We start from the raw sequence: 19,859 nt of genomic DNA, 5'->3' as shown, positions 1-19,859 counted from the left end.
CAATAGACAAGTTCGTGGGGGTGACGCTCAGTTACCGACCGTGGCGGCCCGGGTGGCCCTCAGGAGTGGTTCGCCGTCGCAGAGCTCCTCCAGCCCGATGTCCGGCGGAAGCATGCCCAGGCTTCGACGGATCCCGGTCAGCAGTCCAAGTCCGCGCTGATCCACCGCAAGCGTGCGGGCGCGCGCGCCCCAGGCCGCCGTGGCCGCCGCCTGGTAGCCGCAGCGTTCAAGCAACTCGATTCCCTCCGCGTCGGTCATCGACTCTCCGGCCGCCACCCCGCGCACCAAAGCGCCCAGGTAGCGTTCCAGCTCTGCGGAAGCGAGAAGCTCGGCGCGGACCACCAGGCCTTGGCCCGGCAGTTCCGGCAGCAGGGCATTGACGTCCACCACGCGCCGCATCCAGGCCTTTTCGGCCAGTTTGTCGAACGGCGGCCCGAGCAGGGTCGCGTCCACTTGGCCGCCGAGCAGCGCGTCCAAGCGTTCGCGAACGCCGCCCACCACCACGTAGTCGACCTCGACGCCGGCGTCCCGTAGCAGGTGCTTGGCGATGAGCGCGAAACCGTTGTCGGGGGCGTCCACGGCGAACCGGCACCCGGCCAGGTCCGCGAGGGATTCCACGTCACCGCCTGCATGGATGCCCAGCTGCGTGGTCTGCTCGACCTGGGCAACCAGGCGCACGTCGGCGCCGGCCCGGGTCCATTCGAACAGGTTGTCGATAGCCGTGACCACCATGTCCTGCTCCCCGGCAAGCAGGGCCCGCAGCTGCTCCGCGCTCGAGGGCGTCCGGGTGGGCAGCACCTCAACACCGCGCAGAAATCCCAGCTCGGCCGCCAGCAGATAGGACACCGGCGGAACGAAGTGGCTTTGACGCAGGATCACGGGGCGGCCCCGCCGGCCGCGGCGACCGCGTCCGGGCGATCCACATACCAGGGAGGCAACTGCCCGCTAGGCCCACGGACCGTTGAACGCTGGATGCCGAGACCAGAGATTTCCGCCTCCATCACGTCGCCGTCCCTCAGGTAACGGCCCCAATGCGAACCGTTGCCCGCAGGCGAACCGGTGATGAGGACATCGCCGGGCAGCAGCACGGCCACCGAGGAGGCGTAGGCGATCAGGCTCGGGATGTCGAAGAGCAGGTCATCGGCCAAGGCATCCTGCATCAACGTGCCGTTGAGGCTCAAGCGGATGCGGAGCTTCGCAGGATCCGGGACGAACCGCTTCGGCACCACGTAGGGGCCGGTGGGGAAGAACGTCGGCTGGTTCTTGGCACGGAACCAGTCGGTGCCCATCATCGCGATGTCGTTGCGCGGTACGAGCGTGCGCGCCGTGATGTCGTTGACGATCGTATACCCGGCCACGTAGTCGAAAGCGTCTTCGGCCCCGACCCGGTGCGCCCTGCGGCCGATGACCACGCCAAGCTCCAGTTCCCAGTCGACGTTTCCGCCGACATCCGGCAACTTCACGTCATCGTAGGCGCCGCAGACCGCCGAGGGGATCCCGGTCCAGACGTAGGGGTCGCCCGTCCGGCCGCGCTCGTCGATTTCGGCTGCGGCGTCGGCGGCCAGTTGCGCCGCATCGGCGCCTTCCTTGCCGAGCTTGTGGGCCACACTCATCTGCAGGACGTGCTCACGGTAGTTCGCCCCCGCGGCGATGATGGTGCCCACCGGCTGCACCGGCGGCAGCACCCGCAGCCCGTCGAGCGGGCGTGCGCCCGCCGCTGCCGGGGCGATGGCCTCGAGGGCGTCCAGGTGCGCATCCCAGTCAGCGAACAGGTCCCCGATCCGCCCGATTCCCGGCACCACTGTGCGCAGGTCAACGACGTCGTCGCCGAAGACCACACCGGGAAACTCCTCCCCGCCGTCCTCGAAAGTGCCCAGCATGAATCCGTTCACGCGTGCCTCTTCCATGAATCCTCCATTAGTCATTGTCTGCTGCCGCTATACCGGTGGGGCCACGTACAGGCCCTTGTCGCGGTCGTTGAACATTTCGCGGGCGATGAATTCGTCCATGTCGCCGCCGGTTCCCCATTGGTCGGAGGTCTCGGGGTCGCGCGTGTCAAAGATGCTTGGATGCCAGGTATCCTCATCCACCGAATCCAGCTCGGTGGTGTATTCCATGGTGTTCCCGTTGGGATCGTGGAAGTAGGTGAAGGTGTTGTCCCCGGCCTTGTGGCGGCCAGGGCCCCAGATTTTCTTGAACCCGGACCGCAGCAGCTTGCCGCTTCCGCGCATGTACTCGTCGATGCCGCGCAGCTCGAAGGACGCGTGCTGCAGCGAGGCATGCGGACCGCGGGAGATCGCTATGGAGTGGTGTTGTGCATTGCAGCGCATGAAGTAGAAGAGGTCGCCCATGTGCGGGTGGTTCAGGGTGTCGGAGAGACGGAAGCCCAGATGCTGTTCATACCAGGCGCGCATCTTTTCCGGTTCCGGGGAGTTGAGCACCACGTGGGAGAGCCGCACCGGGATCGCCTCGCGTTCCTCGATCTTGCGGTGCTTGCGCACCTCAACATCGGAGGAGACCTCGATGGTGCGTCCCTCCAAGTCGAAGAAGCGGAAGCCGTATCCCCCACCGAGGGTCTTGACGTCATCGGGTTCGCCAATGAGCTTCACGCCCTTGGCAATGAGGTCCGAGGCGAGCTGGTCCACCGAGGCCTTGTCCGCCGCGCCGAACGCGACCATGTCAAGGCGCTTCTCCTCGGCCTCGCGCACGCGGACCGAATACTGTTCCGGGGATCCCTCGGCGGCGAAGTAGGTCACGCCGCCGTCGTTCTCCATTTCGGTGAGGCCCCAGTGGTTCTTGTAGAACTCAACCTGCTTCTGGTAGTCGGGCACCGCGATGTCGAAGTGCCTCAGGTGTGTGATGGGGCTGAATGCCATGATGGTCTCCTGTGTTCTGTCCGTTTGACGCGGATGTGGGTTTAGATGCGTGCCGGCACGTTGTGGCCGGCCTGCGGAATGCTGCGGATGAGGCGCTCCAGGGCCTCGGGGGTGTCGCCGAGGCCCAGGATGTAGCGGTCCGGGCGAACGACGACCGCCTGGGCGCCGGCGGCGGCAAGGATCTGGCCGACCTTGGCCGGATCGAACAGGACCACGACGTCGGCATGTTCCTCAAGTAGTTCCCGCAGTGGGGCCGGGACCGCGGCATAGAGCTCGCGGGTTGTTGCCACCAGGAAACGGCTTCCCACCATGTCATCCAGGCGCACCCCGTCGGCGAGGATCGGCTGCATGCCGAGCCGGCCGGCGCGTTCGTCGGTGCCGCCGTCGTGCAGGCCAGGGCCCAGCGCGGGTGAGATCGGTGCGGATGCGGCGGGGTTTGCGCGGATGAAGGCGTCACGCTGCTTCGCGGTGTCGGCGTCGGTGGTTTGCATGAAGCCCGCCGCCCGGGTTGCCTGCTCGACCCAGAACCGTGCATGCGGCATGCGTTCACTCTCGTAGGTGTCAAGGAGGCTGTCGTCGGCCGCACCGCGCTTGACGGCATCGAGCTTCCACACCAGGTTGGCCACGTCGCGTATTCCGGCGCATAGGCCCTGACCAAAAAGCGGTGGCGCCTGGTGGGCTGCGTCCCCCGCCAGGAAGATGTTCCCGGCGCGCCACTGCCGTGCGATGCGGCCACGGAAGGTATAAATAGCGAGCCGGTCTGCAGTGAATCTGTCTGTCGGCAGCACGCCGTGGCTGATCTTTTCCACACCCGCAGGGGTGGCAATTTCCTCGGGGTCGTCCCCCGGCATCAACATGAACTCCATCCGCACCCGTTTGCCGGGGAGGCGGATCCACAGGGCGGGCCTTGTGTGATGACCCAGGAAGATCATGTCGGAAGACAGGCCGGGGCCCTCTTCCAAAATGCCGTCCGCGACAAGCCACTGTGCATCCTCGCCCAGCTTTTCGCACTCGATGCCCAGCGCCTGGCGGCTTGGTGAACGTGCCCCGTCCGCTGCGATGGCCCAGCGGGCGCGAATTAAGGATTCCGCGCCGTCGGAGCCACGCACCGCCACCTCGACGCCCGGTCCCTCATTGCGCACGGAGAGCACGCTGGTGCCTCGGCGGAGCTCGACGCCGGGAAGTTCTTCCACGACATCCCGCAGCAGGACCTCGATGTCCGGTTGGTGAAAGGTGAGATCGTCGTGCCAACCCTGGGTGCCAAACTGACCCGTGGGCAAGGACACCAGGACTTCCCGCTCCTCGTTCTCGATGTGGAAGGAGGACATCGGCAAAGTTACCTCGGCAAAGCGCTCGGCGACTCCCAGCGATTGGAGGGTGCGGAAGGTTTCACCATCAAAGTGCACGGCGCGGGCAGTTGGCCAAACCTGGACATCACGCTCCACCCCGATGGCGGTCAGACCTGCGCGCCCCAGCAAGGCCAGCGCAGTGACTCCTACAGGCCCTCCCCCGATCACTACCACGTCGACGTTGACGTTAGCCATCTTGCTCCTTCAAGTTCAGTACGTATCGTTTCGAATAAAAAGTAACATGCATCACTTAGCCGCACAAGGGCACGGGTGGGCTTGAATGCGCGTCTAGCCTTGCGACTCAGGCCTTCCAGACGGTCTTGAGGTTGCAGAACTCCCGGATGCCGTCCGCGGCGAGCTCACGCCCGAACCCGGAGCGCTTGATCCCGCCGAACGGAAGCTCCTGGTGCGAGACGGTCATGCCGTTGACGAACACCGCGCCGGCGTCAAGATTGGCCGTGAACCATTCCTCTTCCTGGGCGTCGCTGGTCCAGACCGCGCTGGAAAGCCCGAAGGTGGTCTGATTGGCGATCCGCAGGGCGTCCTCGCGGTCCGCCGCACGATAGAGCGAGGCGACGGGCCCAAAGGTCTCCTCCTGGATGATCCGCATCCCGTCGCTGAGCCCGGCGAGCACCGTGGGGGCGTAAAAGAAGCCGGGGCCCCCGGGAGTCACCCCGCCGGTCAGCACCTGGGCACCCAGGGCGCGGGCGTCCTCAACGAGCCCGGCCAGCTCATCGCGCCCTGACAGGGTGGCCAAGGGCCCTACCTGGGTCGCGGGATCCAGCGGGTCCCCGACGACAAGCTCCGACATCAGCTTCACGAATTCGGCGGCGAACGCGTCATAGACCTCGGTGTGCACGATGAAGCGCTTGCCGGCAATACAGGACTGGCCGTTGTTGCTGATCCGCGCACGCACGGCGGTCGCCGCCGCGGCCGAGACGTCCGCCGAGGGCATGACAATGAAAGGGTCCGACCCACCGAGCTCCAGCACGGCCTTCTTCACATGGTCCCCGGCAATGGAGGCAACGGAGCGCCCCGCCGGCTCGGAACCCGTCAAGGTGACCGCCTTGACCCTCGCATCGGCCAGGACGCCGGCCACCTCGGAGCCGCCGATCAGCAGAGTGCGGAAGGAGCCGCGCGGGAACCCTGCCCGCTCAAAGAGCGTGTCAAGGAAGAGCGCCGCCTGGGGCACGTTCGAGGCATGCTTGAGCAGGCCGGAGTTGCCCGCCATAAGCGCCGGGGCCGCAAACCGGATGACCTGCCAGAGGGGGTAGTTCCAGGGCATGACCGCCAGTACGGTGCCCAGCGGTTCGTAGCGAGTCCACGCGCGGGTTGCGCCGACAGTTGACGGGTCCGCCAGCGGGGCATCGGCCAGGAATTCCCCGGCATGCTCGGCGTAGAAACGCATGGCCTTGACGCACTTGTGCACCTCGGCAATCGATTGCGCAATCGGCTTGCCCATCTCGACGGTGATCAATTCGCCCAGGCCCTCCGCCTGACCCTCCAAGATGTCCGCCGCGGCGAGCATCCACTGCCCACGCTGGGCGAACGTGCTGCCGCGCAGGAGCCGCGCCGCTTCGGCGGCTTCCGCGATGCGATCCTGAACTTCCTCGGCCGAGTGCGGCTCAATGATCATTTCGGTCGAACCGGTGGTCGGGTTGACGGTTGCGATTGCCATGGTTGGGATCCTTTCCTGGAGACGTGTTCTCTGTCACGACTATATAGGATACGATTCGTATCGGATACTATTTGGGTCTACTCAGTAAATCCACCCACGCCCGCAGCCCGTGGACCGGCTGCCCGACATCCAAGGAGTGCCCCCGTGAGCACCAATGGCGAGTTACCGAACAATCTTCCGCTCTTTCTCACCGACGCCGACGTCGCCAGCCTTTCGGACTGGGCCGGGGCGATCGAAGCCATCCGCACCGCCTACAAGGCCCCCGACGACGAGGGCGGCACACCGGGAAGGATCTTCGCCCAGACACCTCGCGAATGGTTGCGGATCATGCCCTCGGTGCCGCCCAACGGCCAACTGTTCGGCGCAAAGTCAATCGCCGGGTCCTTCGCGGACGGCCTGCGCGTCAGCTATCTGATTTCACTCTTCGACAAGGACACCGCGGATCTGGTGGCTCTCGTGGACGGAAATCGCGTCACCGGCCTGCGCACCGCAGCGACCACTGCCGTGGGCACCTCCACGATCGTGCCGCAGCGGCCGCTGATCGTCGGTGTGATCGGCTCCGGCTTTGAGGCGCGTTCCCACCTGACAGCCTTTTCCCACCTGCTTGAGTTCGCCGACATCCGTGTGTTCAGTCCGACCCCTGCCAACCGCGAGGCCTTTGCACGCGAGTTCGACGGCACGTTCGGCGCACCCGCACGAGCTGTCGGCTCGGCCCGCGAGGCCGCGGAAGGCGCGGATCTCATCCTGTGCGCGGCACGCTCCCGCGACGAGTCCCCTACGCTGCTGGCCGAATGGGTCGGCCCGAACGCCGCGGTGGTCTCGATCGGTTCCACGACCCCCGCACAACGCGAGCTGCCCGCGGAGCTGATCGCCCGCGCCGCGGTCGTCGTGGTGGACACCCGTGACGAGGTCGTGCACGGCAGCGGGGACATGATCGCGGCCCGGGCACACGGCGTCGATGTCGATTCGCTCATTGTCACACTCAATGCCGTCCTGACCGGCGAAACCGCCATCGACGCGGAGCACGGGATCCGTATCTACAAGTCGACCGGTTCCGGCCTGCAGGACATCGTTGTTGCCGAGATGCTCGTTAACCGCGCCCGCGCCGAGGGCATCGGCACCGTCCTGCCCATCGGCATCGTCACCAGCCGCAAATAGACCCCACTGACAATAAAGGAGAACAACATGGTGGAATTCACCAAATCCGAAGCCCGCTCCTGGGCCCGGGAGAACTTCGTCGGCACCGTCGCGGTGACGCACCCGTCCTTCACCCCGGACTTCTCTGCCATCAACGAAAACGCGATCCGCCACGACATCCTCCTGCTCAAGGAACGTGGCTACAAGGGTTCCCTGCTGATCGCCGAAGCGAATATCACCCCGGAGGAGAACGCCCGAATCACAGCCATCGCCCGCGAAGCAGCCGGCCCGGACTTCGCCCTCTTCTTCCACGCAATCTTCGGCACCCTGGAAGAAAACATCCATGCAGCAAACCTGGCTACCAAGGCCGGCGCCGACCGCGCGCTGCTGGCCTACCCTTCATCGTTCTGGCCGACCTCGTACGACGAGGTGTTCGACTACACCAAGCGTTTCACCGACGAAACCGATCTGGCCACCATGCTGTTCCCGCTCCCCGCCTGGGGCTTCGAGCGCATCCACCCCGCAGGCATGAGCGTGGACTTCGTGCGCCGCGTCCTCGACGCGATGCCGAGCATCGTCGCCATCAAGGCCGAACAGGGCTACCCGGGCATCCCCGGAGTCATGGAGATGTACCACCACTTCCGCGATGAAGTAGTGATCTCCTGCCCCATCGAGGCCGAAATAATCCCCCTCATGTCGGTCTTGGACGTCCAGTTCTCCGGCACCGCGAACACGAACTGGATGGGAGACTACTACCCCAAGGCCTTCGAACTGGCGCGCACCGGCAAATGGGAAGAAGCTATGAAGCGCTACTGGGAGGTCCAGCCGGCCCGGGCCGCCAATATGGCTGTATCGTCCACTTCCACCCCGGGCACCAGCTCCATCAACCGCACCCAGTGGAAGTACCAGGAGTGGCTCTCCGGCTTCAACGGCGGCGCCCTGCGCCCGCCGGCAGTCAGACTTCCCGACCGCTTCATGAAGCAGCTGCGCGCAAGCCTGGAAGCCTCGGGACTGCCCGTCACCGATTCCCCGGACTCGGAATTCTTGCGCGGACGCGTCAGCCCCTAAGCGGCCGTCCGGCGGAGTGCCGGCATTGGAAAGCCCCTTGGACCACTGAACCGGCATGCTGGTTCAGTGTCCCAAGGGGCTTCTTTGCGCGTGAAAACGGCTTGAATGACCTTTGAATGACTAGATGCAGCACCGGAACCGATCCGGCGACCGCGGGCCACCCTTGACGAAATCAGAGGACGCAGGGAACGGGATCGTGCGTCGGCCGCCGAAACGGACTACAAACAGGCAAGCGGCCGGGGTCTGCAGGACGGACGGTTCTCGTGCGGCCGCGTACCCTGAATCCTGGCTTCCGCGCCGGCCGGCGCGTTCACCGTGCAGCCCAACAGCAGGCGAGGGCCCCTTCCGGGTGGATGTCGATTCGACATCCACCCGGCGGAAGAGGCCCTCGGTTCCGGTCCAGGACCGGTGATGAGTGTGCTCCTGCGTCGGCGTCAGGCCCCGGGATTATCCGAAAAACGCGTTGAGTCGTTCACCGGCCCGGCGTTGGTCCCGGCACCCGGCACCCGGACATCGGCAGGCCGGGTGGAGGATCATCGCTCGTGCTCATGACTCGCACCTCCCCTATGCGCCGGGGTTTGAGAAGAATGCGTTGAGCCGGTCGGTGGGCAGGTAGTCCGCCGGGTCGCCGGCCAGGTCTGTCAGGTCATTGTGGTCCCACGAGGGGTCCGCGACCTTGGCGAGGTTCTCCCGAGAGACGATCACCGAGGGTTCAACGATCTGGTTGATCTTCGGTCCCTCGCCCTTCAGGATGCGCAGGGCCACATCGACCACTGCCTCACCGGTGCGCACGGACGGGGTCGTGGTGCCGAAGTAGGGGTAGCCGGGGTTTGCCAGCGCCCAGGAGGAGAATCCCTGGCTGGACCCGTCGTCCGCGATCGGCGGCACCTCCATGCCCGATTCCACAAAGGCGTTGCGGATGCCGACGCCCATCGTTCCGGCCTGCAAGACGGCGTCAACCCCGGCAGGGTGGGTCGCAAGGAACTTCTGGACCTCCGCCTGGGCCGTGGCCGGCTGGAAGAAGCCGGTGACCGACCCGGCGACCTTGACCTCCGGGCAGTTAGCCAGGACGGCGTCGATGCCCAGGCCCGCGAAGGTCGAGACCGGGATGCCCGGGATGCCGTCGACGCGCAGGACGTTGCCCTTGCCCCCGATTGACGCCACGGTGCCGGCGGTGACCTGGGCGATAGCGAGCGGGGTATTCCTCGTCACACTCACGGCGTACTCGGAATCGATCGGCACCTGGGCGGCAACCAGCGGGATGCCGGCGTCATGGGCGGCCTTTGCCAAGCCCACGGACGGCTCCGGTGCGATGGCGGTGTAGATGATCACGTCCGGCTTGAGCGAGAGCGCTTCGTTGAACTGCTGAAGCTGCAGGGGCACGTTCGACGGGTCATCTGGGGCGAAGTCGCCGACGATCTTGACACCATTGGCCTTCAGGCTCGTGCGGATCGCCTCCGACATGGAGGCAATGAAGGGGCTGGCAGGTGGCATGCCCACGATCGCAGCCGTGAAACCCTCAGTCTTCTTCGACTTGTAGTCGGCCCATGCCGATTTCCGGATCTCGTAGGGGTAGAGGTTGTAGCCCGCGGCGATCTCCTTGGGCAAACCGGACAGCAGGCCGTTCGGATCGTTCGCCCTACCCGTAGGCAGCGACCCGCAGGTCCCGGCTGCCGCCGGCGACACCTTGGCGGGGGTTGCCCCTCCGGAGGAGCCCGGGGCCGCTGGCGCCGATGCCGAGCAGCCCGTCAGGACGAGGGCGCCAGCCCCCAGGATCGCGGCGCCGACCGTCGAGAAGCGGGGGAAAAAGGTCGTCTTCTTCATGGTTTATCTCCTGCCAAATAAAACGATTCGTATCGTATGGCATCAGGTTAGGCACATGCGGTACGATTCGTCTAGTTTCGAATATGACCTGAGACACATTTATCGGCCATTCAAAGGAGATTCGCCGTGAACAACCAACCATCCGGCCTGATGCTCGCCGGGGTGAGCAAGCGGTTCGGTGCCACGCGCGCCGTTATCGACGGTGACCTCCATCTCCGGCCGGGCGAGATCCACACGCTCCTGGGCGAAAACGGCTCAGGGAAGAGCACGCTCGTAAAGATCCTGGGTGGGGTGCACCGTCCTGACGCCGGCTCCGTCACATTGGACGGCGTCCCCGTCAACAGCCGATCGCCACGACAGGCCATGGACCTGGGGATTGCGGCGGTGTTCCAAGAGGTCCTCACCGCGGGGAGCCAGTCGGTCCTCGAGAATGTCTGGCTCGGGTCCCACGGGACGTTCCGTCGCCGGCTGGGCCGCGCCGAGCAGCGATCAATAGCGCAAGATGTCCTCTCGCGTATCGCCGGCGAGGTACCCCTCGATCTTCCCGCCGGCCAACTCTCGCTCTCCGAGCGGCAGTCCATCTGCATTGCGCGGGCGCTCGTGCGAAAGCCCAAGGTGCTCATCCTTGATGAGTCAACGGCTTCCCTGGACGTTAGGTCCCGTGATCGGCTCTTCGTCGAGCTGCGCCGACTCGCGGCCGGGGGGACCGCCATCCTGTTCATCTCGCACCGGATGGACGAGGTCGCGGAGATTTCGGACAGGGTCACCGTTCTGCGGTCCGGCCGGAGCGTGTCCACCGTGGACCGTTCGGACCTGTCCGTCGACCGGTTGATCTCGGACATGACCGGAAACTCCGGCCACAACGAGACCCGGCGGCAGCCACACGACCCCGGGGACGTCATCCTTCGGGGATCCGCCGTCCGTCTGGCACCGGCCTCGGCACCCATCGACTTCGAGCTGCGCGCCGGTGAGGTCGTGGGTCTCGCCGGGCTTGAAGGCCACGGACAGGACCAGTTCATCAAGCGCCTGGCCGGCGTGGCTGCCGGGCCGGGCAGGGTTGTTCGCCTCCCGCCCGAGGGCGCCGCAGACCTTACCGAGCGGAACGGGGATGCCTTGGGGGTCGCGTACCTGCCTCGGGAGCGTCGCGGTGAGTCACTGTTCGAGTCCATGTCGATCCGGGAGAACTTCGCACTCCCGACCCTGGGGGAGGACCGTCGCTGCGGGTTGCTGGACACCCGCAGCATCGCCAGGCGGTTCGATGCGTTCGCTCGGTCCTTGTCACTGCGCTTCGGCGCCGCGCAAGATGCAATTTCAACCCTGTCCGGCGGCAACCAGCAGAAGGTGCTGCTGGCCCGCTGGCTTGCCACGGACCCCAGGGTCCTGCTGCTTAACGACCCCACGCGAGGGGTCGACATCGGGACCAAGCGGGAGATCTACGCAATCCTGGACCGGCTCAGTGCCGAAGGCATGAGCGTCGTGGTCCTCTCCAGCGAGGTCGACGAACTCGTCGACCTCGCAGACCGCGTCCTGGTTTTCCGCGACCAATCAGTGTTTGCCGAGATCCCCCATTCCGAGCTTTCCACCGAGTCCATCGTCGCCGCATACTTCGGCCAGAAATCAGAGGTGCATACATGAACCGCGTCCTCCCCCTGTTCCAGCGCTGGCCTTTCGCCTTTGCCCTGCTGCTCGCACTGGTGCTGCTGGTGTTGAACCTGATCGTCTCACCGTCCTTCCTCTCCCCCGCGCGTCTCCCCGGCACCCTGGCAACGCTGGCGCCGTTCGTGCTGGTGGGATTCGCCTCCACGCCCTCGATCCTCGCCGGTGGCATTGACATTTCGGTCGGTCCCCTGGCCACCTTCAGCAACTGCCTGTTCGTCGCCATCCTCATTCCCGCGGGGCTGGGCAACTGGCATCTCGCGGCACCCATCATCCTGGCGGTGGCCGCCGGAATCGGAGCCCTGAACGGAATCCTGGTCGCCGTCGTGCGCCTGCATCCGGTGGTCGCAACCACCGGGATGCTGTTCCTGCTCGTTGGCCTGTCGCTGACCATCGCCCAGAATCCGGTGGCCGCCCCGAATAATTGGACGGAGGTCTTCGCCGGGGGCATCGGCATCGTCCCGGGCGCTCTCCTGACCATCGGCGTCGCCGGGCTGATTTGGTTCGCCCTGCGCCGCACGGCCTTCGTCAGCAATCTCCTCGCGACCGGCGAGAGTGATGTTTCAGCCTACGGTTCTGGCGTGAACATCAAGGCAATCCGGATCCTGGCCTATACCCTCGGCGGCCTCTTCGCCGGAATCGCGGGAATCGCCCTGACGGCTATCGTGCAGTCATCGCAGTCTTCGCTCGCCTCCACCTATGCCCTGCTGGGGCTCGCCGCGACCGTGCTGGGCGGAACGAGCCTGGCCGGCGGCCGCGGCGGGCTGTTGGGTGCCCTCTTCGGGGCGGTCTCCATCTATCTGCTGCAACAGTTGCTCACGGCCTCGGGCGTGGCACCCAGCCTCATCCAATTTGCCTACGGCGCCGTCCTCGTCGTTGGCGTCGTGCTGGGCGCGACGCTGCTGGCCCCCCGCTTGAAGAGGAACGCATCATGAGCAGTGACACCCTGTCCCCCGCACCAAAAACCCAGGCACCGACGGTCCGGCCCAGACCCTGGACCAGGTTCAGGGCCTGGGTCTTCGAGGTACCGGCCCTGCAGGTCCTTGTCGTGCTGGCCCTGGCGGCCTGGCTGGTGATCACCATACCGGCAATCGCAAACCCCAGGTCAATCACCTCGATACTGGTCATCACGTCCCTGCTGGCCCTGGCAGCCATGGGCCAGACGCTTGTGGTGATCCTGGGCGGGCTTGACCTGGCGGCCCCGGGTTACATCCTTTTCGGTACATTCATGGCGGCGAACGTCGCGGGTAAGCTCGGGGTCCCTGCGGTCGTAGCCCTGCTGATCACAGTCGTGGTCTGCGGCGGCGTCGGCGCCCTGATCGGCTGGATCTGCCACCGCTTCGCGGTCCAGCCACTGGTCGTCACGCTGGGCACCGGCGCGGCCATCACGGGCGCGACCCTGTTCCTCGCCGACGGCGACTATTCCTCCGCCCCGCCGGAGGCGCTGCGTTCCCTGGCCAGCCTAAGGGGGACCACCCTTGGCCTGCCATTCCCCCCGATCATCCTGATCGTGCTTCTCTGCGGGGTGGGAATGTGGCTTTTCCTCAATCGCACCGCGGCGGGACGTCGCTTCTACGCGACGGGAATCAATTTCCGGGCCGCTCAATTGGCAAGGGTCCGGACCGCTGCCGTGTGGACCATGGTCTTTGCAGCCTCCGGAGCCCTGGCCGGGGTTGCCGGCATCTTCATCGCATCCTTCGGCGCGGGATGGTCGCAAACCATCGGGGAACCCTACCTGTTCTCCGGCCTGGCCGCGGTCCTCGTCGGCGGCTCGATCTTCGGCTCGATTCGCGGCAGCTACACCCGGACGCTGCTGGGCGCACTCACGCTCACCCTCTTGTCAACGATCATCGTCAGCAATGGGCTGACGGAAGCCCAGAGCCGCATCGTCTTCGGGGTCATCATCCTTGCTGTGGTGTCGCTCTACGGTCGGGAACGCCACGTCCGCGACAGGTTCTGAGTTCCGGCGCTCATCCACTTCCCGGGCAGCCTGCTCCCGAAGCTCGAGCTTCGGAAGCATCTGGATCACCGAGCTTGTGCGCGACCGTAATCTCGATGACGTGCTGACGGTAGTTGGCGCCCGCTGCCAGTAATTGCCCCATGGGGCTGACCGGCGGCAGGATCTGCAGCCCAGCCAACGGCACTGCGGCTGCCTCAGCGCGCCGCTGCTGGTCTTCGGCGAACAGGCTGAGGGCATTATAATTCTGCTGCCAGCCTTGCAGAAGGGTGGCCGCATCGACGACTCCGGAGAGCACTTTGGAGATGTCATAGACGGCCTCATCTATAACAAGCCCGGGGAAGGTCGACATGCCATCGTGAAAAGTGCCGATCGCGAAGTGGACGGTCATCAGTTTTTGCCGTCTATTGAGGACGCTCCGCCTACAGCCGTCAACAAGCGGCCCCTATCTGGGCAAGACTCAGTTGAACGGTCGCCCCGCTCATGACACGCGTCGAGGTCGATTTATGTTAGAAGGCATATGGGCGTAGATATCAGCTGATCCGAGCAGCAGCCCATCCCGGTTGAAGGTTAGAGTCCGACCTGCCATGTACGAGGATTCCATGCAGGTAATTCGATGTAGTCTCCATGCCGTCAGAATCCCCCTGGCCGATGCAGCGCTCCTCATGTAGCGGGTGATGCGGTCCGCTTCCCTGTCGAGGCCGGCCCGATGGTACCCACGGGCCGGTCGCACACCGCGACAAAGATGAGCGAGAACTTATGCATGCCTGTGAATGGCCCAGCGCGACGGAATTCATGTTCCACGAGGGCTCGTGAATGGCCCGTTAGAAAGCTTCATCGAGACACGTGTCCGCACATACAGGTATCGCGAACCAAGCCCTTTCGGGCCATCCATATGAAATACGGCACAAGCGCGATACGATACGACACGACTCGAACGTGATAAAGGATGAATGGCTTCATCCAGATTCCATTGACAATCCAAGGAGAACAAATGTCCGCCGAGACCTCCACCGTCGCCGAGGTGCTTTCCAGCCCCTGGAAAATCGACGGCCTGACCATCAAGAACCGCTATGTGCTCAGCCCCATGGCGGTGCTGCAGCCGACGAAGGACGGCCATCCCAGCGACCAGACGATTGCGTTCCTCACCACTCGGGCGCGCGGCGGCGCAGGGCTACTGATCATCGGTGGCGGCGTGGCCACAGAGCGCGGGAACCAGGAGGCACCATTCCAGCCCCTGATGCGCTTCGACGGCGACGAATTCATTCCGGGCCTGAAGCGCATGGTCGACGCCGTGCACGAGCAAAATGTACCCATCTTCGCCCAGATCTTCCCCAGTTTCGGCGCCATGGGCGTGCCCGGCGAGGGACGGCCCACGCGGGCTGCGAGCCCAAAGCCCGTCCGCATGGCCGCACCCCGCCTGCCGCACGGTTTCTACATTCCCGGCGGCAGAACGAACCCGACACCGGAGGAGATCACCAAGGCGGAAATCCTTGAGGTCCAGGAGCAAACCGTCGCCGCGGTGCGGCGTGCCAAGGCGGCCGGCTTCGACGGCATCGAACTGGGCGCACACATGCGCTACCTCTATTCCTCCTTCCTCTCACCGCGCACCAACTGGAGGACGGATGAATACGGCGGCAGCGCCGAGAACCGCGCCCGCATCCTTGTCGACACAATTCGGGCGATTCGCGCCGAGGTCGGAACCGAATATCCGGTGGGCTTGAGGATGAGCACCAACGACCACCTTCCCGATGGCCAGGGGCCCGAAGGCTTCGCGGAGGTCGCCGCGATCATTGAGAAGGAAGGGGTGGGATATATCGCCCTGAGCGATGCGAACTACGAGTCGATGGACAACAACGTCACTTCCGAATCGGGCGCAATCCTGGAGCACGGAGAGCCACAGGCGTTCCGCGCCGCCATGCCCGAGGTTCCATTGCTTCTCAGTAGCACCTATGACCCTCAACAGTGTGCAGACGCCATCACCGCCGGGTTCGCGGACGGAATCATGCTGGCCCGGCAGATGCTGGCCGATCCGGAATTCCCCAACAAGGTCCTGCAGGGACGACAGGATGAGATTGTGTGGTGTGATCACGACAACTCTTGCCTGCGCCGCCTGATCTTCAACGTGCCGGTGCGGTGCCACAAGAACCCGGCAATGGGACGCGAAGCGGTTCTCGCGGGGGCAAAGGAACCCGTATCGATTGTGCTCAAGCGTCCGGTGGAGAGCCTGCTGATCGCCGCGACCGGTTCTCCGGTCCTCATGGGCATCGCCGACAAGCTGGCGACCGCCGGCGCGAAGGCCTCTAAGAGCTGACGCCTTCGCCGCGCGTCGGCCCCCGCCCGCCATGGGGCCGACGCGGCAGCCTTGGTACAAAGACGTGCGTGTGCCCGGGCTCCGACTTGGAGCCCGGGCACACATGCATTTTGACCTATGTAACGGCAGCTTTTCAGAAACCTCAGTCCGCCGCGCGCAGGGCCCTGCCGGTTCCGCGGTAGATGGCCACGGTCCGGTCCCCCGCCCTCACCATGACATCCACAATCATCCGGCGGCCCTCGTGAAAGGTCACTTCGGCGGACGCAACCAACTCCTCGGCGATGCGGGCCGGGGAAATGTAGGAGATGGAAGCCTCGGCGGTCGCGATTCCGGTGCCGAACGTGTTCGCGGCCATGGCGAACGCCGTGTCTGCCAGCGCGAAGACCAATCCACCATGGGCAATTCCGTGCCCGTTGGCCATCTCTGGCGTGACCGTCAGGATTGCCGTGGCGCGGCCCTCGCTGGCACGCAGCACCTGGATGCCGAGGCCTTCCAGGCTCCGGTCCGCGGCCAGCATCGAGCGTGCCGGGTCGGCAATGAGCGTTGACTGGTTCATGAGAGCCTCTCCACTACCATCGCCATGCCTTGGCCACCGCCCACGCAGAGCGTGGCCAGGCCGAGCGATCCATCCATGGTTTGCAGTCCATTGATGAGGGTTCCGACCAGCCGCGCGCCGGTCGCCCCGAACGGGTGGCCCAGGGCGATCGCACCGCCAAACGGGTTGACCCGCTCCGGATCCGCGCCCAGCTTCCGGACCACGGGAACCACCTGGGCAGCGAAGGCCTCGTTCAACTCCACGATGTCAATGTCACCAATCGAGAGGCCCAGGCGATCAAGAAGGCGGTTGGATGCGTCCACCGGGCCCAGTCCCATGATCTCCGGTGAAAGGCCGCTGGCGGCACTGCCCAAGACGCGGGCCAGCGGCTTCATTCCGAGTTCACCGGCACGCCTGGCGCTCATGACAACCAAGGCAGATGCGCCGTCGTTGAGCGGGCTGGCGTTTCCTGCCGTGACTGTTCCGGATTCGTGGAACACGGGCTTGAGGCCGGAGAGTGCCTCCCAGGTTGTTCCCGGCCGCGGGCCGTCGTCGGCAGTCACCACGGTGCCGGCAGCCGTGGTCACCGGCGCGATCTCGCGCGCGAAGTACCCGGAGCCGATCGCCCGTTCAGCGCGGAGCTGGGACTCCAGAGCCCATTCGTCCTGGTCGCGACGCGTGGTTCCGGTTTGGCGTGACACGAACTCGGCGGTTTTGCCCATGGAGAGGTACACGTCGGGCAGCTGCCCGTGCTCGCGGGGGTCGACCCACGGCTGACCGGATTCAAAGACGTCGTCGGCCCGCCGTGCCGCGTCCGCGAAGTCGGGGTGCGGATTTTCCACCACGGGAGGAGTCGAGCTGGTCGATTCGACGCCCGCCACCAGAAACGCTTCCCCGTCGCCGGCCCGCACGGCCTGGGCCGCCATCGCGGTGGCCTGCAACGAGGAGGCGCAGAAGCGGTTCACGGTGACCGCCGGGACGCTATCCATTCCCGCCAGCACCATGACCCGGCGTCCGATATTGTCGCCCTGCGCGCCCTGCGGGACCGCGCAACCCACGTAGGCATCGGCAAACTCGGCGGGGTCCATCTGCGGAATCGCCGAGAGCGCTCCCCGGATTGCTGCCAGCGCGAGGTCTTCGGGTCGCTCCCCGGCCAGCGAGCCCTTGCGGGCCCGGCCAATCGGTGTCCTGCGGTAGGCGACGACAACCGCGTCATTTGGAGCAATGGCGGTGTTCAAGATGATGTTTCCCTTCTTTGTGGTCCGCATGTACGTCCGGCCGGCCCTAAGTGCCGGCAAGTGCGGCACAGACCGGGACGCATTCGCAACAGGCGCGGACCAAGCTGGTGCATCCAGTATCTCCCGAATATATACGATCCGTATCGTACAGCACAAGGTCCACATCCCACCTGGAACTTGCCGAGACGTGGACCGGAATGACCGAAGCGCGCCCTACCGGTAGCGAAGATGTTAGATGGAGGCGCGAGGAGTCCTTGCGACCCGAAAGGTTGCCCAGTCAGTTCTTTGGCCACAGAGATCATCAGGGCCCATATGCCCGGACGGAACTATGGAGGTCTTGAGGCCGCTATCGTGCGGCGAGCCCTTCGAGGGCCGCCTGCATGATGGAGTCGGTGGCCTCGGCGTCAAGGGGGCCCGATTGGAACAACAGTCGGAAGTAAATGGGGGCATATAGCAGCTCCGTGACGACCGGGGCATCGAGATCTTTGCGCATCGACCCCTCGCTTATGGCTCGCTCGACCAGCGACGTAACGACCAGCGCGCGCGGCGTCCAGAAATGTTTCTTGAATTCAGCCATCGCCACCTCGTCCTGCTGGCACTCACCGATGAGTTGCGCCACGAGCCGCCCCTCATTGCCCGCGTAGACCTCTGCAAGGGAGGCCATATGCTCCCGAAGTGCGTCGATCGCGGGAACGTCCTGGCGCACAGGAGTCCGCGCGACGTGGTTGTCCAAGAAAGTATCGATAACCACGGCAACTTTGCTCGACCACCACCTGTAGATGGTGGTCTTGCTGACGCCGGCCTCGCGGGCAATGCGCTCGATCGAGAGCTTTTGCACCGTAAATCCGGCGGGCCCTGAATCTTCGAGCAACTTCATGGTCGCTTCCAAAATCGAGCGACGACTTTCTTCACTTCTGACTGCCATGGGTCAACCATACGTGCAATGTAATTCAATACGAAACGTACACGATCAAATTCGTCCGAATTAAACGCTCCGGCAGCGTGCCACAGGTGCGATTGGCTGCACGCTAAAGGGTGACCTGCGCCCGCGCGCAAGATGAAGCGGCCTCATTGCATTGCATTGTAACCCACCTTACAATCAGTACGAAACGGATCGAATCTTCTAAGGAGATGCCATGACTGCATCTTTTGCCGGCGACGGCCGCCGCTCCCTACTCGGCATGTGCTTGCCTGCACCGCAGATCTGTCACGGAACCTCATCCGAGGTGGACCGATGACTTCCGTATTGGACACCCGGTCGGTTCCTCCGGCCGAGCGGCGCGACTACTGGTCGGCGGGAATCGCCGAACGCTTCTTCCCCATGCACGTTGAATCGGTCGGGGCGCCCTCCTTCGAGGCCCGCTTGGCCAGTGGCCAGGTCGGGCCGGTCAGGGTCCAGTCCATCCAAGGGCTTGCGCACCGGGTGGCACGCACGCAGCGGATGATCGCCACCGCCGATCCGGAGTGCATCTTGCTGTATCTAATGACCAGAGGCACGATCCATATCGAACAGGACGATCGCAACTGCGCTCTTCGCCCCGGTGACATTGCGTGCCAGGATACGTCGCGGCCTTCCACTTTTGAGGGCCGCGATGGTTTCGAGGTGCTCGTATTCAGCATTCCCAAATGGTTCATAGGGTCGCAGGCCGAGGGCATCGCCCGGCGTTCCGCGACGCGGGTGGATTCGGGCCAGGGACGGCTCACTGGGCCGGCAACCCCGTTCCTCGCACAGCTCGCACGAACCACAACGAGCGGCGGCGGACTCTCGAGCCGTGATGGGGAAGGCGCTGCACAGATGCTACTCCCCTTGCTTCGCAGCATGTACGGCGCGCAGGAGATTTCCGACCCGCGCTCCCGCCCGGAGGCACTGCTCGCCCGGATGCAGCGGTATGTGATGGACCACCTGCACGACCCGGAACTCGGACCAGAGCGGATTGCGCAGGCCCATTACGTGTCCACGCGCTACGTCCACAAGATCTTTGCAGCCTCCGGCACCGGAGTGTCGGCCTGGATCCGCGAACGCCGGTTCGAGGGTGCCGTTGGCGAGTTGAGGCGCTCCCCGGAAACGACGATCGCGACGGTCGCGACGAGGTGGGGATACCGCCATCCGGCAAGCTTCAGCAGAGCCTTCCGCGAGGTCCACGGCTGTGCCCCACGGGACGCCAGGCACCTGCCGGAGCCGGTGGGGAAGACCCCGCCCGTTTGTTAGGGCGGGGGCTCCCCCGAA

Annotated in this window: 17 protein-coding genes; 7 read left to right on the top strand and 10 right to left on the bottom strand. The window is 65.0% G+C overall.

Going from position 1 to position 19,859, the window contains the following annotated elements; genetic code table 11:
- Nucleotides 1–27: 27 nt before the first annotated feature.
- The 5 genes from AC1DDH_RS11655 to AC1DDH_RS11635 form a co-directional block, all read right to left on the bottom strand.
- The gene (locus AC1DDH_RS11655; protein ID WP_476858220.1) at nt 28–879 is read right to left on the bottom strand and encodes an ABC transporter substrate-binding protein; all 852 of its coding nucleotides are present in this window, start codon (nt 877–879) and stop codon (nt 28–30) included.
- A complete protein-coding gene (locus AC1DDH_RS11650) occupies nt 876–1,907 on the bottom strand; it encodes a fumarylacetoacetate hydrolase family protein (protein WP_476955471.1) in 1,032 nt (343 codons plus the stop codon). Before AC1DDH_RS11650 ends, AC1DDH_RS11655 begins: the two co-directional genes overlap by 4 nt.
- Nucleotides 1,908–1,937: 30 nt before the next feature.
- The gene (locus tag AC1DDH_RS11645; protein ID WP_364744927.1) at nt 1,938–2,876 is read right to left on the bottom strand and encodes a VOC family protein; all 939 of its coding nucleotides are present in this window, start codon (nt 2,874–2,876) and stop codon (nt 1,938–1,940) included.
- A gap of 41 nt (nt 2,877–2,917) precedes the next feature.
- Complete coding sequence (locus tag AC1DDH_RS11640; RefSeq protein ID WP_476858222.1) at nt 2,918–4,420, bottom strand: bifunctional 3-(3-hydroxy-phenyl)propionate/3-hydroxycinnamic acid hydroxylase; 1,503 nt, start codon at nt 4,418–4,420, stop codon at nt 2,918–2,920.
- Nucleotides 4,421–4,526: 106 nt separating this feature from the next.
- The gene (locus tag AC1DDH_RS11635; protein ID WP_476858223.1) at nt 4,527–5,903 is read right to left on the bottom strand and encodes an aldehyde dehydrogenase family protein; all 1,377 of its coding nucleotides are present in this window, start codon (nt 5,901–5,903) and stop codon (nt 4,527–4,529) included.
- 144 nt (nt 5,904–6,047) lie between these two features.
- Between AC1DDH_RS11635 and AC1DDH_RS11630 the strand changes: the two genes are divergently transcribed.
- On the top strand, nt 6,048–7,061 hold the full coding sequence (locus AC1DDH_RS11630) for an ornithine cyclodeaminase family protein (RefSeq protein WP_476955470.1): 1,014 nt from the start codon (nt 6,048–6,050) through the stop codon (nt 7,059–7,061).
- A gap of 27 nt (nt 7,062–7,088) precedes the next feature.
- Entirely contained in the window at nt 7,089–8,108 is a 1,020-nt protein-coding gene (locus AC1DDH_RS11625; protein WP_476955469.1) for a dihydrodipicolinate synthase family protein, read from the top strand.
- A gap of 564 nt (nt 8,109–8,672) precedes the next feature.
- On the opposite strand, the gene AC1DDH_RS11620 is transcribed toward AC1DDH_RS11625, so the two are convergent.
- Entirely contained in the window at nt 8,673–9,932 is a 1,260-nt protein-coding gene (locus tag AC1DDH_RS11620; RefSeq protein ID WP_476946721.1) for a substrate-binding domain-containing protein, read from the bottom strand.
- Nucleotides 9,933–10,058: 126 nt separating this feature from the next.
- Between AC1DDH_RS11620 and AC1DDH_RS11615 the strand changes: the two genes are divergently transcribed.
- Genes AC1DDH_RS11615 through AC1DDH_RS11605 form a run of 3 tightly spaced genes read left to right on the top strand, consistent with a single transcriptional unit; the run spans nt 10,059 to nt 13,548 of the window.
- The gene (locus tag AC1DDH_RS11615; protein WP_476955468.1) at nt 10,059–11,567 is read left to right on the top strand and encodes a sugar ABC transporter ATP-binding protein; all 1,509 of its coding nucleotides are present in this window, start codon (nt 10,059–10,061) and stop codon (nt 11,565–11,567) included.
- Nucleotides 11,564–12,523 (top strand): ABC transporter permease, encoded by a 960-nt coding sequence (locus AC1DDH_RS11610; RefSeq protein ID WP_476955467.1) that lies wholly within the window; start codon nt 11,564–11,566, stop codon nt 12,521–12,523. The genes AC1DDH_RS11615 and AC1DDH_RS11610 overlap by 4 nt, the downstream gene beginning before the upstream one ends.
- The gene (locus tag AC1DDH_RS11605; protein ID WP_476955466.1) at nt 12,520–13,548 is read left to right on the top strand and encodes an ABC transporter permease; all 1,029 of its coding nucleotides are present in this window, start codon (nt 12,520–12,522) and stop codon (nt 13,546–13,548) included. The genes AC1DDH_RS11610 and AC1DDH_RS11605 overlap by 4 nt, the downstream gene beginning before the upstream one ends.
- 10 nt (nt 13,549–13,558) lie before the next feature.
- Here AC1DDH_RS11605 and AC1DDH_RS11600 read toward each other — a convergent pair whose 3' ends face one another.
- Entirely contained in the window at nt 13,559–13,936 is a 378-nt protein-coding gene (locus tag AC1DDH_RS11600) for a hypothetical protein (RefSeq protein WP_476955465.1), read from the bottom strand.
- A 603-nt stretch (nt 13,937–14,539) separates the two neighbouring features.
- Between AC1DDH_RS11600 and AC1DDH_RS11595 the strand changes: the two genes are divergently transcribed.
- Complete coding sequence (locus AC1DDH_RS11595) at nt 14,540–15,859, top strand: NADH:flavin oxidoreductase (protein WP_476868219.1); 1,320 nt, start codon at nt 14,540–14,542, stop codon at nt 15,857–15,859.
- Between the two features lie 142 nt (nt 15,860–16,001).
- Here the strand turns inward: AC1DDH_RS11595 and AC1DDH_RS11590 are convergent, their stop codons facing one another.
- The 3 genes from AC1DDH_RS11590 to AC1DDH_RS11580 all read right to left on the bottom strand — a co-directional run bounded on the left by AC1DDH_RS11590 (nt 16,002) and on the right by AC1DDH_RS11580 (nt 18,557).
- Nucleotides 16,002–16,415: a hotdog fold thioesterase gene (locus tag AC1DDH_RS11590; RefSeq protein ID WP_476868218.1), complete on the bottom strand. Its 414-nt coding sequence runs from the start codon at nt 16,413–16,415 to the stop codon at nt 16,002–16,004.
- Entirely contained in the window at nt 16,412–17,632 is a 1,221-nt protein-coding gene (locus tag AC1DDH_RS11585; protein WP_476955464.1) for an acetyl-CoA C-acyltransferase, read from the bottom strand. The genes AC1DDH_RS11590 and AC1DDH_RS11585 overlap by 4 nt, the downstream gene beginning before the upstream one ends.
- A 346-nt stretch (nt 17,633–17,978) precedes the next feature.
- Nucleotides 17,979–18,557 (bottom strand): TetR/AcrR family transcriptional regulator, encoded by a 579-nt coding sequence (locus AC1DDH_RS11580; RefSeq protein ID WP_476955463.1) that lies wholly within the window; start codon nt 18,555–18,557, stop codon nt 17,979–17,981.
- A 309-nt stretch (nt 18,558–18,866) separates the two neighbouring features.
- Between AC1DDH_RS11580 and AC1DDH_RS11575 the strand changes: the two genes are divergently transcribed.
- Nucleotides 18,867–19,841: a helix-turn-helix domain-containing protein gene (locus tag AC1DDH_RS11575; RefSeq protein ID WP_476955462.1), complete on the top strand. Its 975-nt coding sequence runs from the start codon at nt 18,867–18,869 to the stop codon at nt 19,839–19,841.
- Nucleotides 19,842–19,859: the final 18 nt, after the last annotated feature.

The organism is Arthrobacter sp. 10T425 (assembly GCF_056393985.1).
Note: the sequence above shows the minus strand (reverse complement) of the source record. Positions and strands in the feature narration are given on the sequence as shown.